Origin of the sequence: Streptomyces tauricus, from assembly GCF_014650955.1 — a bacterium.
Lineage (GTDB): Bacteria > Actinomycetota > Actinomycetes > Streptomycetales > Streptomycetaceae > Streptomyces > Streptomyces tauricus.
Genome location: NZ_BMVY01000037.1, coordinates 1 through 15,303, shown reverse-complemented (window position 1 = coordinate 15,303; position 15,303 = coordinate 1). Strand labels below are relative to the sequence as shown.

The following is a 15,303-nucleotide window of genomic DNA, read 5'->3' as shown; positions in this document are numbered from 1 at the left end:
CGGCCACAGTCGTCACGGCCTTGCTACGGGAGCAATCCGTTCTCCCGCAGATACGTCCGGGCCACGTCCTCGGGCAGTCGGCGCCAGCTGTCCACCTGTTGGTTCATGGACGCCAAGTCCCGTGTCGTCAGCACCCCGTTGAGCTTGCCGAGAGCCGTCGCCACCCCCTTGCCGCCCGCCCGCGAGCGATTGACCACCGGCACGATGTAGTCGGCGTTCTGGAGGTGTCTGTCGTCCGTGAGCAGGACCAGGCCGAAGTCGTCGAGGGTCGCGTCCGTCGTGGTGGTCAGCACCATCTGGTCCTGGCCGTTCTGCACGGCCCGTTTCGCCTGCGTAGTGCCGACGCCCTTGGGGTCCACACCGGTGATGTCGATGCCGTACGTCTTCTTCAATCCCGGTTCGCAGTAGGGCCGTTGCACGCACTCGTCACCCGCCGCGAGTCGCACGCGCACCCCGGACGCCCCCAGGTCGCTGAGTGTCTTCAGGTCGTGCTCGCGGGCGAAGTCCCGGGTCACGGCGAAGGCGTTCTGGTCGACGGCCTCGCCGGGGTCGAGGACGGTGAGTCCGCGGGGCGTGGCCAGCTTCCGCAGCGCGGCCATCGTGGCGGCCAGGTCGGGTGAGCCGACGGCGGGGGCGTCCGCCCCGTTGGTCTTGGCGTTCAGCCAGTCCGCGAAGGTCGCCGCGTACTCGGCGACGACGTCGATCTGCCCCGACTCCAGGGCGGGTTCGTACAGTTCGCGGTTGGCGACGGTGATCGTCGACGTCTTGTACCCGGCCTGCTCCAGCAGCAGTCCGTACAGGGTGGCCAGCAGGTCGCTCTCGGTGAAGCCGGCCGAGCCGATGATCAGGCTCTTGCTGTCGCCGGGCGGTGCGGTGACCTGGTCCTGGTTCTCCAGGGAGGGGCCGGAGGCGCAGCCCGTCGGCAGGAGCAGCAGGAGAAGGAGGAACAGGTGGGCGAGCGGCCCGCGCCGGCTCACCGCGTACGCCGCCCCTCTCCCGCACCCGGTCCTCGTCGCGCACCCGGTCCCCGTCGCGCACCCCGCCCTCATCGTGTGCCCCGCCGGGGCAGCAGCCGCTCGGCCGCCTCGAAGACCGCTTCGACGAGCAGGGCGAAGACGGCCACGAGAACGGCCCCCGCGACGACCTGCGGCGTACTCGCCAGGTTGAACCCGGCGGTGATGATCCGTCCGAGTCCGCCGCCACCCGCCAGCGCGGCGATCGTGGCGGTGGCCACGAGCTGGACGGCCGCGAGCCGCACCCCGCCCAGGATCATCGGCATCGCGAGCGGCGCCTCGACCCGCCACAGCAGCTGCCGGCCCGTCATTCCCATGCCGCGGGCCGCCCGTACGACGTCACGGTCGACCTCGCGCATCCCGACGTACGCGTTGGTGAGCAGCGGCGGTACGGCGAACAGGACGAGCGCGACGACGGTGGGACCCTCGCCCCAGTCGCCGATCGGGGTGAGCAGCAGCAGGACCAGCACCGCGAAGGTGGGGACGGCCCGGCCGACGTTCGAGATGTTGACGGCGAGCGCGCCGCCCCTGCCGAGGTGGCCGAGGACGAGGGCGACCGGCAGCGCGATCAGGCAGCTGATCACCAGGCAGACGACGGTCAGGACGAGATGCTGGCCGAGCCGGTGCCAGACGCCGTCGTCGCCGGCCCAGTGCGCGGAGTCGGTGAGCCAGTTCCAGGCGTCGGTGAGGGTGTTCATCCGCGCCTCGCTCTCGTCCACGGGGTGATCAGCCACTGGATCCCGAGCAGCAGCAGATCGGCGGCGACCGCGATGACCACGCACAGCACGGACGCGGTGAGGACCTGGGCCTTGAAGTAGGTGTTCATCCCCGCGTAGATGAGGTTGCCGAGCCCGCCGAAGCCGACGATCGCGCCGACCGTGGCGAGCGAGACCGCCGAGACGGTCGCGATCCTGAGTCCCGCCATGGCGGCGGGCAGGGCCAGCGGCAGCTCGACGGTGAGCAGCAGCCGGACGGGCCCGTATCCCATGCCGCGGGCCGCCTGCCGGGTGTCCTCGGGGACGGCCCGGAGCCCGGCCAGGATGTTCCGTACGAGCAGGGTCAGTGAGTAGAGGACGAGGCCGGCGACGACCAGGGCCGCCGACAGCCCGTACACCGGCAGGAGCAGGGAGAACATCGCCAGCGACGGGATCGTGTAGAGGACGGTCGTGACGGCGAGCACCGGGCCCGCGGCCCAGCCCCAGCGGCGGGCCACCACGGCCAGGGGCAGCGCGATCGCCAGGCCGATGAGGACGGAGAGCACCGTCAGCTGGAGGTGCTGGCCGACGGCGTCGAGGAGGATGTCGCGGCGGGTGCTCAGATACTCACCGCAGATCCACTCGTTGCGTGCGAGGCAGTCGTCCGGGGGCGCGGTCACGGGTCCCTTCCGGTCACGGGGTCCAGTCCGGTCACGCTCCCATTCCAGCGGGGCGGGCGGCGGAGGGCGCGTCTTGATGGCCCGTACGGGGAGTCACCCGTAGCGGGAGACACCCGTGGAGGAAATTGCGCGCAGGGCGCAGGGGAGGTGAACGCAGGGGGAGTTGAACGTCCCTTGCGCCTCTCCCGTACTTCAGGGACAGCGGGCTGCCCCTGCCCGCCGTCCCAGGAGGAATCCCGCCCATGACGACCGCACCCCGCACCGCCGCCCTCGTCGTCCTCACCGGGACGGCCACGCTCCTGCTCGCGGTGGGGGCCGCCGGGCCCGCCGCCGCGCACGGAGCGCCGACGGATCCGGTCAGCCGGGTGGTGGCCTGCTCCCCCGAGGGCGGGCAGCAGGCCCGGTCGGCGGCCTGCCGGGCCGCCACCGCCTCCGGTGTCGCCGTCTTCGACAACCTGCGGCTGGCGGGCGTCGGCGGCCGGGACCGGCAGGTCGTCCCCGACGGCAAGCTGTGCAGCGGGGGCCTCCCCGCCTACCGGGGCCTGGACCTGGCCCGCGCCGACTGGCCCTCGACCCGGCTCACCGCCGGGGCGAGCATGACGCTCACCTACAAGTCGACGATCCCGCACACGGGAACGTTCAAGCTGTTCCTGACGAAGGACGGCTACGACCCGACGAAGCCGCTCACGTGGTCCGACCTGCCGACCCGGCCCTTCGCGACGGCCACCGACCCGGAGCTGGTGAACGGCGCCTACCGGATCAAGGCCGAGCTGCCGGCCGACCGCACCGGACGCCATCTGCTGTACACGATCTGGCAGAACACGAGCACGCCGGACACGTACTACTCGTGCTCGGACGTGGTCTTCCCCGGTGCGAAGGACACGGCCGGGTCCGCGGGATCCGCCGGTTCAGCCGGTTCGACGGGTTCGGCCGGTTCAGGCGGTTCCGGTACGCGCGAGCCCGCCGCGTCGCCGACGAAGTCCGCGGCCGGGAGCGGCGGGACCCCCTCCCCGTCGAAGTCCGCGGCCGACGTGAGCAGCGCACCCCCGCAGCCGTCGGAGACCGTGACCAGCGATTCCGGCGAGGCGGTCTCCTCCGCCACCTCCGGCAAGGACGACCGGGCCCCCGCCCTGCCCCTCGTCGCGGGCGGCGCGGCGGGGCTCCTGATCACGGCGGGCGCCGCGTACACCCTGCGCAGGCGCCGCTGACCGCACGGACCTGCCACCCGGAGCCGGCACCCGGGCCCACCGCCCGGAACCCAGGCCCCGGCCTGCCGCCCGGACCTGCCGTGCGGACCTGCCGTCTGTCGAAGATCACGTGGCTGATAGCGTGCGTCGCTTCGGCGGTTGACGACTGGCAGCTTCAGGAGAGCGGAACGTGCGGACCTGGCGGAGGAGTCTGGAAGCGGCCGAGGTGAGCCAGGGCGTGCTGCGTGACGACTACACGAAGGTCGCGCGGTTCATGCGCAGGCGGGAGCCGGCCGGCTATCTGGCGGTGCGCCTGATGGTGCCCGCCGACCATCAGCCCCATGTCCTCGCCGGTTACGCGTTCGCCTCCTACACCGACGACGTCTGCGACCGGGGCACGGTCGAGGAACGCACCCGGCGTTACGACGCGTGGGCGCAGCGGGTGCGGACGGCGCTGGACTCGGGAAGCGCCGAACACCCGCTGCTGCGCGCGTTCCTGCACACCGCGGCCACCCGCGAGCTGCCGCGCCGGTGGGTGGACTCGTACCTGGACGGCGCGCGGATCGACCTCGACTTCCCCGGCTTCGCCACCGAGGCCGACTACCAGCGGTACGTGGAGCGGCTCACCTGGCCGTTCCTGATGATCACCTCGGGGCTGGCCCATCAGGGCGGCGGCAGCGCCGAGTTCGCCGCCGCCTGCCGGCTGTTCGCCGACGCGGCCCAGCGGACGGACATCCTGACCGACCTGCACGAGGACCTGCGCGCCGGGCGCCTGTACCTGCCCGTCAGCGATCTCGACCGGTACGACATCACGCGCGAGGACCTGGAGCGGGGCCGCGACCTGCCCGGAGTACGCGCGCTGGTCGCGGCCACCGCCCGCACCGCGCGCGCCACGCTCCGGGAGGCCGGGGTGCTGCTTGACCACTGCTCGGAGGAACACCGGCGGCTGATGCGCTTCGTCCTGGACCTGCACCATCAGCGGCTGGAATCGGTGACGGACCGGGGCGCCACGGTCACCCGCCGCCCCGTACGCGACCGTCCGGTGGCGTGCCTGCGCCTGCTGACCCGCCGTACGGAACCCGTCGGCGCCTTCTAGCGGCCCGACCGCCCACGGCGGCCCCGCGGGCTCACTTCAGGTGGCGGTCGAAGAACCGGACGCCGTCGTCCGTCTCGAACCACGGGGTCCCGGTGTGCCCTCCCATGTTGGCGTGCAGCGTCTTCTCCTTGCCGCCGAAGGCGTCGAACAGGTCCAGGGCCCGCTGCCGGGGGTTCCCCTCGTCGTCCCACTGCAGCAGGAGCAGCAGCGGGACGGTGACCTGCCGGGCCTCCGCGCGCTGGGCACGGGGCACGTATCCCCCGGCGAAGAACCCGGCGGCGGTGATGCGCGGCTCGGTCACCGCCAGCCGGATGCCGAGGGCGGTCCACCCCGAGTAGCCGACCGGGCCGTCGATCCCGGGGAGCGCAAGGAGGGCGTCCAGGGTGGTCCGCCAGTCCGGGGCCGCCTTCTCGACCATCGGGCCGACGAGGGACTCGAAGATCTCGTCGGCCGGCTCGCCGGCCCGCAGCGTCCGGCGGAGTTCGGCGCGGGCCTCTTCGTCGGCGGCGGAACGGGGCCGGTCACCGCACCCGGCGGCGTCGATGGAGGCCACCGCGTAGCCGCGTGCCGCGGAGTACCGGGCCCGGGCCCCCAGCCGGGGTTCCCGCTGGGGCAGGCCGTTGTTGTGGGCCATCAGGATCAGCGGGGCGGGTGCGGCTGATGCGGCGGATCCGGGCGTCCACAGGGTGCCGGGGATCTCGCCGAGGGTGAATTCGCGTTCGAGGACGCCGTCGTCGTGGCGCTGCTCGGAAGTGAAGCGCAGGGGCGTGTCGTGCATGCTCGTGTCGCGCCTGGTCGTGTCTCGCATGGTCGGGCCTTTCGGGAGTGCTGCTGAACGGCGCTCCCGGACGATCTATCGCCCGACCGTGACCCCGGAGGGGAGCACCCATGTCGATACTGCGTTCACGGGTACCACCTCCTCGTTCTGTCGCACGGCCTCCGGAAAAGTAGCAGTGGCCGCCGTGGCCCGCCAACGGTTTTTCGCGGCGCCCGGGGCACGGTGTCCCCGGCGTTCCCCGCCGGGGCTCGCACACCCTGGTCAGGGCGTAGGGCTCCCCCGGTCCGGGGGCGCGGCGGCGGTGTCGATGATGGCGTCCAGCAGGGAGCGGGAGCGCCGCAGGTCCTCGATCATGCGGTCGATGCGGGCCCGCTCCACCGTCAGCTCGCTCACCAGGAACGCGTCGGCCGTCTCCGCGGGTCCGCCGTCGCTGTCGCGCATACAGGGGAGCAGTCGCACGATCTTCGAGCTGCACAGGCCGGCCGCGTAGAGCTCCTGGATCCGCCGCACCCGGGCCACCGCGGGCTCCGTGTAGTCCCGGTGCCCGCCCGGCGTCCGCTCCGCGGTCAGCAGGCCCTCCTGCTCGTAATACCGCAGCGACCGTTCACTGACGCCCGTGCGCCGGGCCAGCTCACCGATTCGCATGACGCAGATCACATCATTTCCGCTTGATTCTCACATTGACGTCAAGTTCTACGGTACCCACATGACGTACGAATCGACGACCTCCCCTCTCCTGACGACGGCCTCCCCCCTCCTGGCCCCGGCCCGCCTCGGTACCCACGAGGTGGCGAACCGCTTGGTCATCGCCCCCATGACCCGCAACCGTGCGGAGAGCGACGGCACCCCCACCCCGCTGATGGCCGAGTACTACGCCCAGCGCGCCACGGCCGGAGCGATCATCGCCGAGGCGTCCACCCCGAACGCGGTCGGCCAGACCTATCCGAACATCACCGCCCTGCACACCGACGCCCACACCGCGGGCTGGCGCCAGGTCACCAAGGCCGTACAGGCCGCCGGGGGCGGTCCGATGTTCCTCCAACTCCAGCACGGCGGCCGCGTCGGCCACCCCGACAACAGCGGCCTCACTCCCCTGGCCCCCTCGCCGATCCCGCTCCCCGAGACCATCCACACCCCCACCGGGCGCCAGGAAGCGGTCGTTCCGCGCGAGATGACCGCCGACGACATCCGCCGGACCGTCCGCGACTTCGCCGACGCCGCCCGCCGAGCCGTCGACGCGGGTTTCGCCGGAGTCGAGGTGCACAGCGCCAACGGCTATCTGCTCCACCAGTTCCTCGCCCCCAACACCAACCACCGCACCGACGCGTACGGCGGCGGCGTCGGCCACCGCATCCGGTTCACCACCGAGGTCGTCGACGCCGTCGCCGACGCCATCGGTGCCGAGCGCACCGGTCTGCGCGTCTCACCCGGCAACACCGTCAACGGCATCACCGACACCGACGCGGACGACCTGTACCCGGCCCTGCTCACGGCCAACGCGGACAAGGGCCTGGCCTATCTGCACATCGCGTTCGCCGACCCCGGCCGGCCGCTCTTCGCCCGGCTGCGCGAGATCTGGACCGGCACCCTCATCGCCAACCCCGTCCTGCCACCGGACCGGATCCCCGCCGACGGCGGCCGCCGCGCCGCCGAACGCCTCCTGGCCGCCGGCGCCGACCTCATCGCCCTGGGCCGTCCCTTCCTCGCCAACCCCGACCTGGTCGAGCGGATCCGTACGGGTGCCCCCGTCAACCCCGTACGTGCCGAGTACGCGATGTACACCGGCGGAGCCACCGGCTACACCGACTACCCGACCCTTCCCGCCCCCAACTGACCGGCGCAGGGCGCTCCTCGGGAGCCCTGCGCTCCCCCGGCGGTGCCGCTCCCGGACCTCAAGGCCGTTCGGGGACCGCCGGATCGGCGATGTCGAGCGTCACCTTCGAGAGGGGACAACCGACGCAGGTCAGCACGTAGCCCTCGGCCCTCTGTCCGGGCGTGAGGCAGGTGTGCTCGGGTTGCGTGACCTCCCCGCCGCGGATCCGTGCCATGCACTCACCGCAGTTGCCGACCGTGCAGGAGTACGGCATGGGCAGTCCCGCGGCGAGAGCGGCGTCGAGCAACGTCTGGCCTGGCTCGACCACGGTGGCTCCGACGAGGCTCCCGTCCCTCTCGACTGTCAGCTCCTGGGGTGCCACGGCGGCGGGGGCGGCCACACCACCGGTGAAGCGTTCCTGGTGCGTGCGTTCGTCCGGCACGCCGAGCTGCCGCAGGACGTCCTGGACGGTGTCCATCAGCGCGTCGGGGCCGCAGACGTAGTGATGTGCGCCGTCGGACCCGTCGGACAGGGACAGGCCCGTCACCCAGCCGCGGACGCGCTCGGCGTCGAGCCGGCCGTCACGGGAGGTGAGGACGTGAGTGACGGCCAGCAGGTCCGGACGGTCCTTCTCCATACGGGTCAACTCGTCGCCGAAGATGATGTCCTCGGGGCTCCGGCTGCTGTAGAGCAGATGGATCCTGCCCGCCGCCGCGGGGTCGGACAGGCGGGTTCGGATCATGCTCATCATGGGGGTGATGCCGCTGCCCGCCGCGATGAGCACCAGATCGTCGGGCGCCCGCGCCGGGGCGTGGAAGGTGCCGGAGGGGCCGCGTACCGCGAGCCGGTCTCCTGGACGCAGCCCGTGGTGGGCGTGCGTGGAGAAGCGTCCGCCCTCCACGTGCTTGACGGTGAGTTCCAGTCGGGTCGCACCGGGGACCGAGGAGGCCGAGTAGGCACGCCGCAGCGGCTGGCCCTCCAAGTCCGTTACCAGGGTGAAGAATTGGCCGGGGTGGAAGTCGAACCGCTCCGCCCCACCGGCCGCGTCCTCCAGGACGAGGGTCCGCGCGGTGGGTGTCTCCTGGCGTATCTCGCGGACACGCACGGACCGCAGCGGGCTCTCCACCGCCTCTGCTCGGGGGGTGTCGCCGCGGTGCGTGGCGGCGGGGGCCCGAACGTCGTCGTACCCCTCCTTGCGCAGGCCGGAGACGTAGGCGCGGTCGGCGGCCTTCCGCAGGAGGCGGCTCACCCCGGGGAGGGAGGTGACGAGTTTGATCAGCCATGCCGATCTGCCCCCGGACTCGGCTGAGTTGGCGGCCAGGTGGGCGCCGCCCAGGGCCATCATGTCGGGTGCCCGGCCGTCACCTGTCCGTCCGTCACCTGTCCGTCCGTCGGGCGTCCACAGCCGCGCGCCGGACACCGCGTCGTTGCCGCTCACCTCGGCGTACTCCACATCGATGACGAGCGCGAGATGCGGTGGCGCCCCGCGCAGGGCCATCGTCTCCAGCAGCGCGGTGTCGTCGGTGATCGCGCCCCGCCCATGGACATGCAGGACGCCGCTGCGGCCGGGGACGAGCGCGGCCAGTGAGAGCCGGTCGTCCCGCAGCAGGTTGTGCAGACTGTCCGCGCGCTTGTTCCCCCTGCGGTCGGCGAGGACCAGGGTGCGGCCGTCCAGGACGCGGGCGACCGTCTGCCGGTCCCCGCGCGGGCTGGTGTCGCTGCCGTTGTCCGTGTCCCAGGTGGAGAGGGCCAGAAACGGTGAGGCGGCCAGGAAGTCGCTCACGCCGGGGCCGGTCAACGGGCCCTCGCCCTGCACCGGTTCGGCCGCCCGGGACAGGGCGGGCGGTTCCCACAGGCCGGAACGGATCACGGCCTGCGCGCAGTGCACGTACGCCTCGGTGATGTCCACGGCCGTCTCCCCGCCCCTGAGGGCGGACCCGATGCCGTTGACGCGCAGCACCTCGCCCACACCGGGCAGCAGGAAGAACAGCGAGACGGGACCGTGCGCGACGGCCGGGCCGGGAGCGCGGAAGGAGAACCGCTTCGGGGAGTGGACGCGCGCGAACCCGGGCGCCCCGCCGACGAAGGTGGTCCGGGGGGTGCCGTCGGCGTCCCGGTGGCCGAAGGCCGCGACCGGGCTGTGGGCCAGGACGTCACGGCAGCCCGCGTCGAGGACGCTGATCTGTTTGCGCATGACGATCGCGGCGGGGCGGCCGACGACGGCCTCGACCTCGGCCGCGGAGGAGAGCCGGTGCAAGGCGTCCGGCCGGAAGGTGTGCTGCTGCATGGGAGTCCTTTTCAGCCGGGGGTGGACCGGCCCAGTCGCCAGTAGCCGTGGAACGAGATGTCCCGCCTGGGTACGCCGCGGTCATCGACCAGATGCCGCCGGACGCCGGTGGCCAGCCGGGACTCGCCGGCCACCCACGCGTGGAGGGGGCCGTCGGGCAGTTCGGCGTCGCGGATCGCCTCCAGTACGCGGACGCCGGGCCGCAGGCGTTCGTCGTCGCGGCTGAGCCAGTGGACGCGCACCCCGGCCGGCACGGGCACGGGCCGGACGTCGGCCGCGGTCGCCACTTCCACGAACACCTCGGTGGGTACCGGGTCCGGGTCGCCCTCCAGGATCGACAGGATGGCCGGCAGCGCGGTCTCGTCACCCGCCAGGAGCCGCCCCCGGGCCTGTGCGGGCGGCCGGTACCTGGTCCCCAGGTCGAAGATCCCGGCCGCATCGCCCGGCCGGACGCGGCGCACCCACGCACTCATGGGCGAGTCGCCGTGCAGGGCGAACTCGATGTCGATCTCCTGCTCCGCGGGGCGCAGCCGCCGTACGGTCAGGTTGCGCACCCAGGGGCGGACCGCCTTGGGCATGACCATCACCTGGACCATCCACGCCGCCTCGTTCGAGGCGCTCGACATCCTCAGTCCGCTCTGCCCCTCCCTCGGGAAGAAGAGACGGACAGCCCTGTCGCCGCCTCCCGGGACGAGGTCCAGCACGCCGGGGCCGCCGAGGGTGACGCGGGCGAAGCCGGGGGTGAGCAGCTCGCGCCGCCGCACTTCCAAGGTGATCGTCCTGCGCTCCCGGGGAACGCTCGGCTGGGGGATCACGGACGCGCTCCGCTTGCTTGACTTAGCTTGTTTGCGCAGGTCATGGCACTATTCTGAGTAAAAGCTCAGCTCTTGGCTACTCGCTTTTCGCCGCCCGGAAGGATCGACGGATGCCCTCCGACGAACGCCGTCTCACCCCACGTCGTACGCCTCGGCAGGTGCGCGCCGAACTCACCCGTGAGCGCATCCTCAGCGCCGCTGCTCACGTTTTCGCCGAGTACGGCTACGCCGCCGGCACCACCAACCGCATCGCCGAACACGCCCGCGTGTCCATCGGCTCGCTGTACCAGTACTTCCCGAACAAGGACGCCATCCTCGCCAAACTGCTGGTCCGTCACATCGACCGCGGGGGCTGGACGGGGGCCGAGGGGCTGGACCTGACCCCCGGCAGCCTGAAGGAGACGGTGCTGGCCCTGGTCCGCGACGCGATCGACCACCATCGCGACGACCCGCAACTGCTGCGGATGATGATCGAGGAGGCGCCGGTGTCCGGCGAACTGATCGAAGCGATGGACCGGCACGGCAAGGCACGGGTGCAGCAGATACGCGATGTGCTCGCCCGGCATCCGGACGTCCGGGTGGAGGATCTCGACATGGCCGCGGAACTCGTCGTCGGGACGGTGGAGATGAACACCCACAAGCTCATGGCGAGCCCGCACCCCATCCAGGTCGAGCGGCTGGAGAGGGAGCTGGCGGCCATGATCACTCGGTATCTGGGCGGGGACGGGTAACCGCCCGTGCGGGGCCTGGTACGACGACCGGGGAGTCGACCCCCTTCAGCGCCCCGCTCCCCGGGGCAGCCGCTGGACCGCCGTGGTGACGCCCGCGGTCCTGTGCCCGCGCGTTCCGCTTCCAGGTGCGGGTGCGGAGGCAGGGGATCCGGGCTCCAGGGCGTCGCGGACGGCGGTCAGGATGTCCTCGGTGTCCGCGCCGATCGCTCGGGCGGCGGAGGTGAAGTCCCGCGCCAACGTGGTGAGTTGACCGGAGTCGTGCGCGGGTGTGTCCGGCGGGAGCGGGGCGACCCTGGTGCCCGCGCCACGGCGGGTGCGGATCAGCTCGACGGCCTCCAGTTCGCGGTAGGAGCGGGCCACCGTGCCCGGCGCCAGCCCGAGGTCGGTGGCGAGTTGGCGCACGGTCGGCAGCCGCTCCCCCTCGGCCAGCCGGCCGGTGCGGATCAGTGCGGCCAGCTGGGCGCGGATCTGCTCGTACGGCGGCACCTGGCTGGTGGTGTCGACGCGGATGACGGGGTCACTCATCGCCGGAAGTCCCCTCGTGGGCTGCCTCGTCGTCGACCGCCCTGGGTGCCACCACGGTGGCCAGGGACCATCCGAAGCAGAACATGCCCAGCAGGCCCAGGGGGCAGATCGCCACGATGGTGGCAGCGCCCAGCGGGCCGGCGCAGGCCTTGTCCGTGAGCGCGACGAACAGCATCAGCACGACGAGCAGCACCTGACTGGACACCAGCAGCCCCCAGGCTCCGGTGATGGCCCACGCGCGGTCGCGGCGCTGCTGTTCGTCGCCTGTGCCGTCGGCGATGCGGCGCAGGGCCCAGACGCAGACCGGGGTCGCCACCGCGAGCGCGGCGAACATCGGGCCGCTGTAGTACAGGCCGGGCCAGGGGCCGAGGGATGTGCGCATCCCTTCGCAGGTGACGTTGACGACGCTCCCCGCCCTGTCGGGCCGGTCGACGACTGAGGAGGCCGTGACCGCGCCGACCACCAACAGGCCCACCAGGAACATGGCCTGCACGAGAAGCAGGGGCGCCATACGCGGCGGCACCTGGTCCCGGATCAGACGCGGGGCGAGGCTCGCGGTGCGCACCGCCTCCTGAGGAGGCAGGGTGAGGGCGTCGCCGAGCAGCACACCGCCCACCGCGCACAGCCCGAAGGCGGTGATGGCGAACACCAGGGGCAGCGCGATGTCACCGCTGGCCATCGTGACCAGATGCCGCGCGACCACGATCCCGATGGCCAGACCGGACCAACGGGCGTAGTGGTCGGCGTGATCGAGGATCCGGGACTGCAGTGGGACGGTGTCGAGCATCTGGAGATCCCCCGAGCGAGCTTGTACCAATCGATGCGTACAAGATGGCCCCAGCCGGAGTGTTGTGTCAAACAGTCGATACAAGAGGGGTGCGCGAGGGAGAACCCTTGGACGGGTAGCACCGGCCGACGGCGGAGGCCGCACGACGTCGGGGGAACCGGGCCCGAGGCCGCTACCCGTGCCGCCGGCATCGACCGAGCCCGACACCGTCCGAGCGCGAGAAACGCAGAGGTTCCGGCCTGTCCGGAGCGACGCAGGTCAGTGGCGGGGCAGCACACCCAGGAGCGTGGCGTTCAGGGACAGCTTCAGGGAGTCCTTCAACTCCAGGTGGAAGCGGGCCAGTTCGGGCTCGGCCTCGTAGGCCGCCCGCAGGCTGGGCGGAGGCGTGCTGTACGCCGACAGCGCGCCGGCCAGGACCATGGTCTGCAGGCTGAACAGCGTCGCACTCTCGCCCAGCTCCGGCAGGTACTTCCGGATCAGGTCGGTCATGGTCGTCAGGCGGTCCAGGGAGGCGCGCTTGTAGCGTGCGACGACCTCGACCGAGACGTTGTGTTCCAGGACGCTGCCCTGTGCGCCGAAGAGGTCGCACAGCACCGCTCGGCCGGAGAGTGAGCGGCTGAGGATCTCGGCCACCGCCGTCGCCCGCTCGGCCATGGGCAGATCCTCGTCGACACCGGCCGCCAACTCGCCCGCCAGTTCCGCCAGCCACTCCCGCAGGAAGTGGTCCAGCACTTCCAGCAGCACCGCCTCGCGGGACTCGAAGTAGCGCAGCACGTTCGGCTTCGCCAGGCCCACCCGGCGGCTCAGCTCGTTCAACGTGACCGCGGCCACCGGCATCTCGTCGAGCATCGCCGACGCCATGTCGAGGATCGCCCGTCGGCGGATCTCCCGCTGCTCTTCGGTTCGCGCCCGCTGGAACGTCACGATCACCAGCCTAGCTTAGGTACCAGCGGTACGTTGACAACGTACCTGGGGTACTTTAATGTCTGGAGCGCAAGATACCTCCGGTACTTAACAAGGCAGGGGCCTGACATGAGCGACAAGTGGACGACGGCGGACATCTCGGACCAGCGCGGGCGGGTGGCCGTGGTGACCGGCGCCAACACCGGACTGGGGTACGAGACCGCCAAGGCGCTCGCCGAGCGCGGGGCGTCCGTGGTGCTCGCCGTGCGCAACGTCGAGAAGGGCGAGCAGGCCGCGGCCCGCATCACCGGCGACGTGAGGGTGCAGGCGCTGGACCTGACCTCGCTCGACTCCGTCCGGACCGCGGCGGCGGCGCTGCGGTCCCGGTTCGACCGGATCGACCTGCTGATCAACAACGCCGGCGTGATGTACACCCCGAAGCAGACCACCCGGGACGGCTTCGAGATGCAGTTCGGCACCAACCACCTCGGGCACTTCGCGCTCACCGGGCTGCTGCTGGACCTGATGCTGCCGGTCCCCGGCTCGCGCGTGGTGACGGTCAGCAGCACCGGCCACCGCATCCGGGCCGCGATCCACTTCGACGACCTCCAGTGGGAGCGGTCGTACAGCCGGGTCGGCGCCTACGGCCAGTCCAAGCTGGCCAACCTGATGTTCACGTACGAGCTGCAGCGCCGGCTCGCCGCGCACGGCACCACTGTGGCGGTGGCCGCGCACCCCGGCCTGTCCGGCACCGAGCTCGCCCGCAACACCCCCGCGGCCCTCCGGCTTCCCCTCACCTGGCTCTCGCCGCTGATCACCCAGACCCCGGCGATGGGCGCGCTGCCGACCCTGCGCGCCGCCACCGACCCGGCCGTGCTCGGCGGCCAGTACTACGGTCCCGGTGGACGCTACGAGGTCATGGGCCACCCCCGGCTGGTCACCTCCAGCCCGGAGTCGTACGAGGCAGCCGTCCAGCAACGGCTGTGGTCCGTCTCCGAAGACCTCACCGGGGTGCAGTTCCCCGTCGTCCGGCCCCAGCGGAACTCGATTCCCTCCGGATCGGCCATCACGATGTAGCCCGCGCCGACGGGGGGGAGCCGGTTCGGCGCGGCGCACGCGGGTGGCACCGCGACCGACGGGCCGCTCACACCGCGTCGGTCAGCGCACCCGTCCCCGCGCCTTCAGCGGGCCCGGCGGGAGGGCAGGGGCCGCGCCGCGACCGGGCTCAGGCCGAGCAGGCCGGACCGCTCCTGGTCGACCGCGACTTCTGCCTAGCTGCCCGCTCCCACGTCTGGAGGCTGCAAGCGGACCAGAATGAGCGTCACGCCCGCACCTGGGCCCTGAAGCTCCTCGACGACTGCTCCGCCTACGCACTGCGAGCCCTCGCGGCCCCGGTCCCGTCCTACCTGGCGCACCACAATCCCGCACGCCCCGTGCCCGACCCACAGCTGCCCCGCAAGATCACCGCGCGGCTCAACGAACTCGCCGAGCCGGACACCTCACGCCGCACCCTGCGCCACCAACTGACGTCACACAACATGACCTGCGCCGACCTGGCCGACGCAGCCATCCTGCCCGAGACACTGATCACCGCATGGCTCGACGGCACGAGCGCCATCTCACCGACCCAGCTCGTCCGCTGCGCCCCGGCGCTGCAGATGCCCGAAGACGTCCTTCTCGCATGCCTCGGCGGCGGCCGTGACCGCTCCTACTGGCCACTGCCCCAGCCCGCCCCGGACCAGATCACAACCAGCACCTGAAGCAGAAACGCGTGCGGTGCTGCACTGCAACCATCAACGCGCAGGGCGCACGCATTCGCGATCGCCGGATAGGGATCGGCACCCACGCTGGTGCAGCTAGCCCACTCACCGACATCGCAAACTCGGTCAGAACGCGACTCCCGCACTCATCGCGAAGCGACTCCCCAACTCAGGCTCTGGTCCACTTCGTGTGGTCGCGTACGCAGTGTGACTGTCGATCTTCTCGTGAGAGT

Annotated in this window: 16 protein-coding genes; 6 read left to right on the top strand and 10 right to left on the bottom strand. The window is 71.9% G+C overall.

The window, feature by feature from the left end; genetic code table 11:
* Positions 1-23: 23 nt before the first annotated feature.
* From IE278_RS35155 to IE278_RS35145, 3 genes are read right to left on the bottom strand one after another with little or no spacing between them, the layout of a single operon-like run.
* On the bottom strand, positions 24-1,049 hold the full coding sequence (locus IE278_RS35155) for an ABC transporter substrate-binding protein (RefSeq protein ID WP_189778593.1): 1,026 nt from the start codon (positions 1,047-1,049) through the stop codon (positions 24-26).
* Positions 1,046-1,711 (bottom strand): ABC transporter permease, encoded by a 666-nt coding sequence (locus IE278_RS35150; protein ID WP_189778661.1) that lies wholly within the window; start codon positions 1,709-1,711, stop codon positions 1,046-1,048. The genes IE278_RS35155 and IE278_RS35150 overlap by 4 nt, the downstream gene beginning before the upstream one ends.
* Entirely contained in the window at positions 1,708-2,388 is a 681-nt protein-coding gene (locus IE278_RS35145) for an ABC transporter permease (RefSeq protein WP_189778591.1), read from the bottom strand. Before IE278_RS35145 ends, IE278_RS35150 begins: the two co-directional genes overlap by 4 nt.
* A gap of 242 nt (positions 2,389-2,630) precedes the next feature.
* On the opposite strand from IE278_RS35145, the gene IE278_RS35140 reads away from it, so the two are divergent.
* Entirely contained in the window at positions 2,631-3,596 is a 966-nt protein-coding gene (locus tag IE278_RS35140) for a lytic polysaccharide monooxygenase (protein WP_189778590.1), read from the top strand.
* A gap of 169 nt (positions 3,597-3,765) precedes the next feature.
* The gene (locus tag IE278_RS35135) at positions 3,766-4,671 is read left to right on the top strand and encodes a squalene/phytoene synthase family protein (RefSeq protein WP_189778588.1); all 906 of its coding nucleotides are present in this window, start codon (positions 3,766-3,768) and stop codon (positions 4,669-4,671) included.
* A gap of 31 nt (positions 4,672-4,702) precedes the next feature.
* On the opposite strand, the gene IE278_RS35130 is transcribed toward IE278_RS35135, so the two are convergent.
* Together IE278_RS35130 and IE278_RS35125 are read right to left on the bottom strand one after the other, a co-directional pair.
* Positions 4,703-5,434: a dienelactone hydrolase family protein gene (locus tag IE278_RS35130; protein WP_189778659.1), complete on the bottom strand. Its 732-nt coding sequence runs from the start codon at positions 5,432-5,434 to the stop codon at positions 4,703-4,705.
* 276 nt (positions 5,435-5,710) lie between these two features.
* Positions 5,711-6,094 (bottom strand): MerR family transcriptional regulator, encoded by a 384-nt coding sequence (locus tag IE278_RS35125; RefSeq protein ID WP_189778586.1) that lies wholly within the window; start codon positions 6,092-6,094, stop codon positions 5,711-5,713.
* Between the two features lie 61 nt (positions 6,095-6,155).
* Here IE278_RS35125 and IE278_RS35120 point away from each other — a divergent pair, with 61 nt between their 5' ends.
* Positions 6,156-7,283: an alkene reductase gene (locus IE278_RS35120; protein WP_246571163.1), complete on the top strand. Its 1,128-nt coding sequence runs from the start codon at positions 6,156-6,158 to the stop codon at positions 7,281-7,283.
* A 58-nt stretch (positions 7,284-7,341) separates the two neighbouring features.
* Here IE278_RS35120 and IE278_RS35115 read toward each other — a convergent pair whose 3' ends face one another.
* Together IE278_RS35115 and IE278_RS35110 are read right to left on the bottom strand one after the other, a co-directional pair.
* On the bottom strand, positions 7,342-9,549 hold the full coding sequence (locus IE278_RS35115; protein WP_189778581.1) for a 2Fe-2S iron-sulfur cluster-binding protein: 2,208 nt from the start codon (positions 9,547-9,549) through the stop codon (positions 7,342-7,344).
* Positions 9,550-9,560: 11 nt separating this feature from the next.
* Positions 9,561-10,364 carry a siderophore-interacting protein gene (locus tag IE278_RS35110; RefSeq protein WP_189778580.1) on the bottom strand — a complete coding sequence of 268 codons (804 nt, stop codon included), beginning with the start codon at positions 10,362-10,364 and terminating at the stop codon, positions 9,561-9,563.
* 110 nt (positions 10,365-10,474) lie between these two features.
* Between IE278_RS35110 and IE278_RS35105 the strand changes: the two genes are divergently transcribed.
* Positions 10,475-11,095: a TetR/AcrR family transcriptional regulator gene (locus IE278_RS35105; RefSeq protein ID WP_189778577.1), complete on the top strand. Its 621-nt coding sequence runs from the start codon at positions 10,475-10,477 to the stop codon at positions 11,093-11,095.
* Positions 11,096-11,140: 45 nt separating this feature from the next.
* On the opposite strand, the gene IE278_RS35100 is transcribed toward IE278_RS35105, so the two are convergent.
* The 3 genes from IE278_RS35100 to IE278_RS35090 all read right to left on the bottom strand — a co-directional run bounded on the left by IE278_RS35100 (position 11,141) and on the right by IE278_RS35090 (position 13,331).
* Entirely contained in the window at positions 11,141-11,620 is a 480-nt protein-coding gene (locus IE278_RS35100; protein WP_189778575.1) for a GntR family transcriptional regulator, read from the bottom strand.
* Positions 11,613-12,407 (bottom strand): hypothetical protein, encoded by a 795-nt coding sequence (locus tag IE278_RS35095; RefSeq protein WP_189778573.1) that lies wholly within the window; start codon positions 12,405-12,407, stop codon positions 11,613-11,615. Before IE278_RS35095 ends, IE278_RS35100 begins: the two co-directional genes overlap by 8 nt.
* Before the next feature lie 258 nt (positions 12,408-12,665).
* Positions 12,666-13,331 (bottom strand): TetR/AcrR family transcriptional regulator, encoded by a 666-nt coding sequence (locus IE278_RS35090; protein ID WP_189778571.1) that lies wholly within the window; start codon positions 13,329-13,331, stop codon positions 12,666-12,668.
* 108 nt (positions 13,332-13,439) lie between these two features.
* Here IE278_RS35090 and IE278_RS35085 point away from each other — a divergent pair, with 108 nt between their 5' ends.
* Complete coding sequence (locus IE278_RS35085; protein WP_189778569.1) at positions 13,440-14,387, top strand: SDR family NAD(P)-dependent oxidoreductase; 948 nt, start codon at positions 13,440-13,442, stop codon at positions 14,385-14,387.
* Positions 14,388-14,743: 356 nt separating this feature from the next.
* A complete protein-coding gene (locus IE278_RS35080) occupies positions 14,744-15,070 on the top strand; it encodes a hypothetical protein (RefSeq protein ID WP_189778567.1) in 327 nt (108 codons plus the stop codon).
* Positions 15,071-15,303 lie beyond the last annotated feature (233 nt).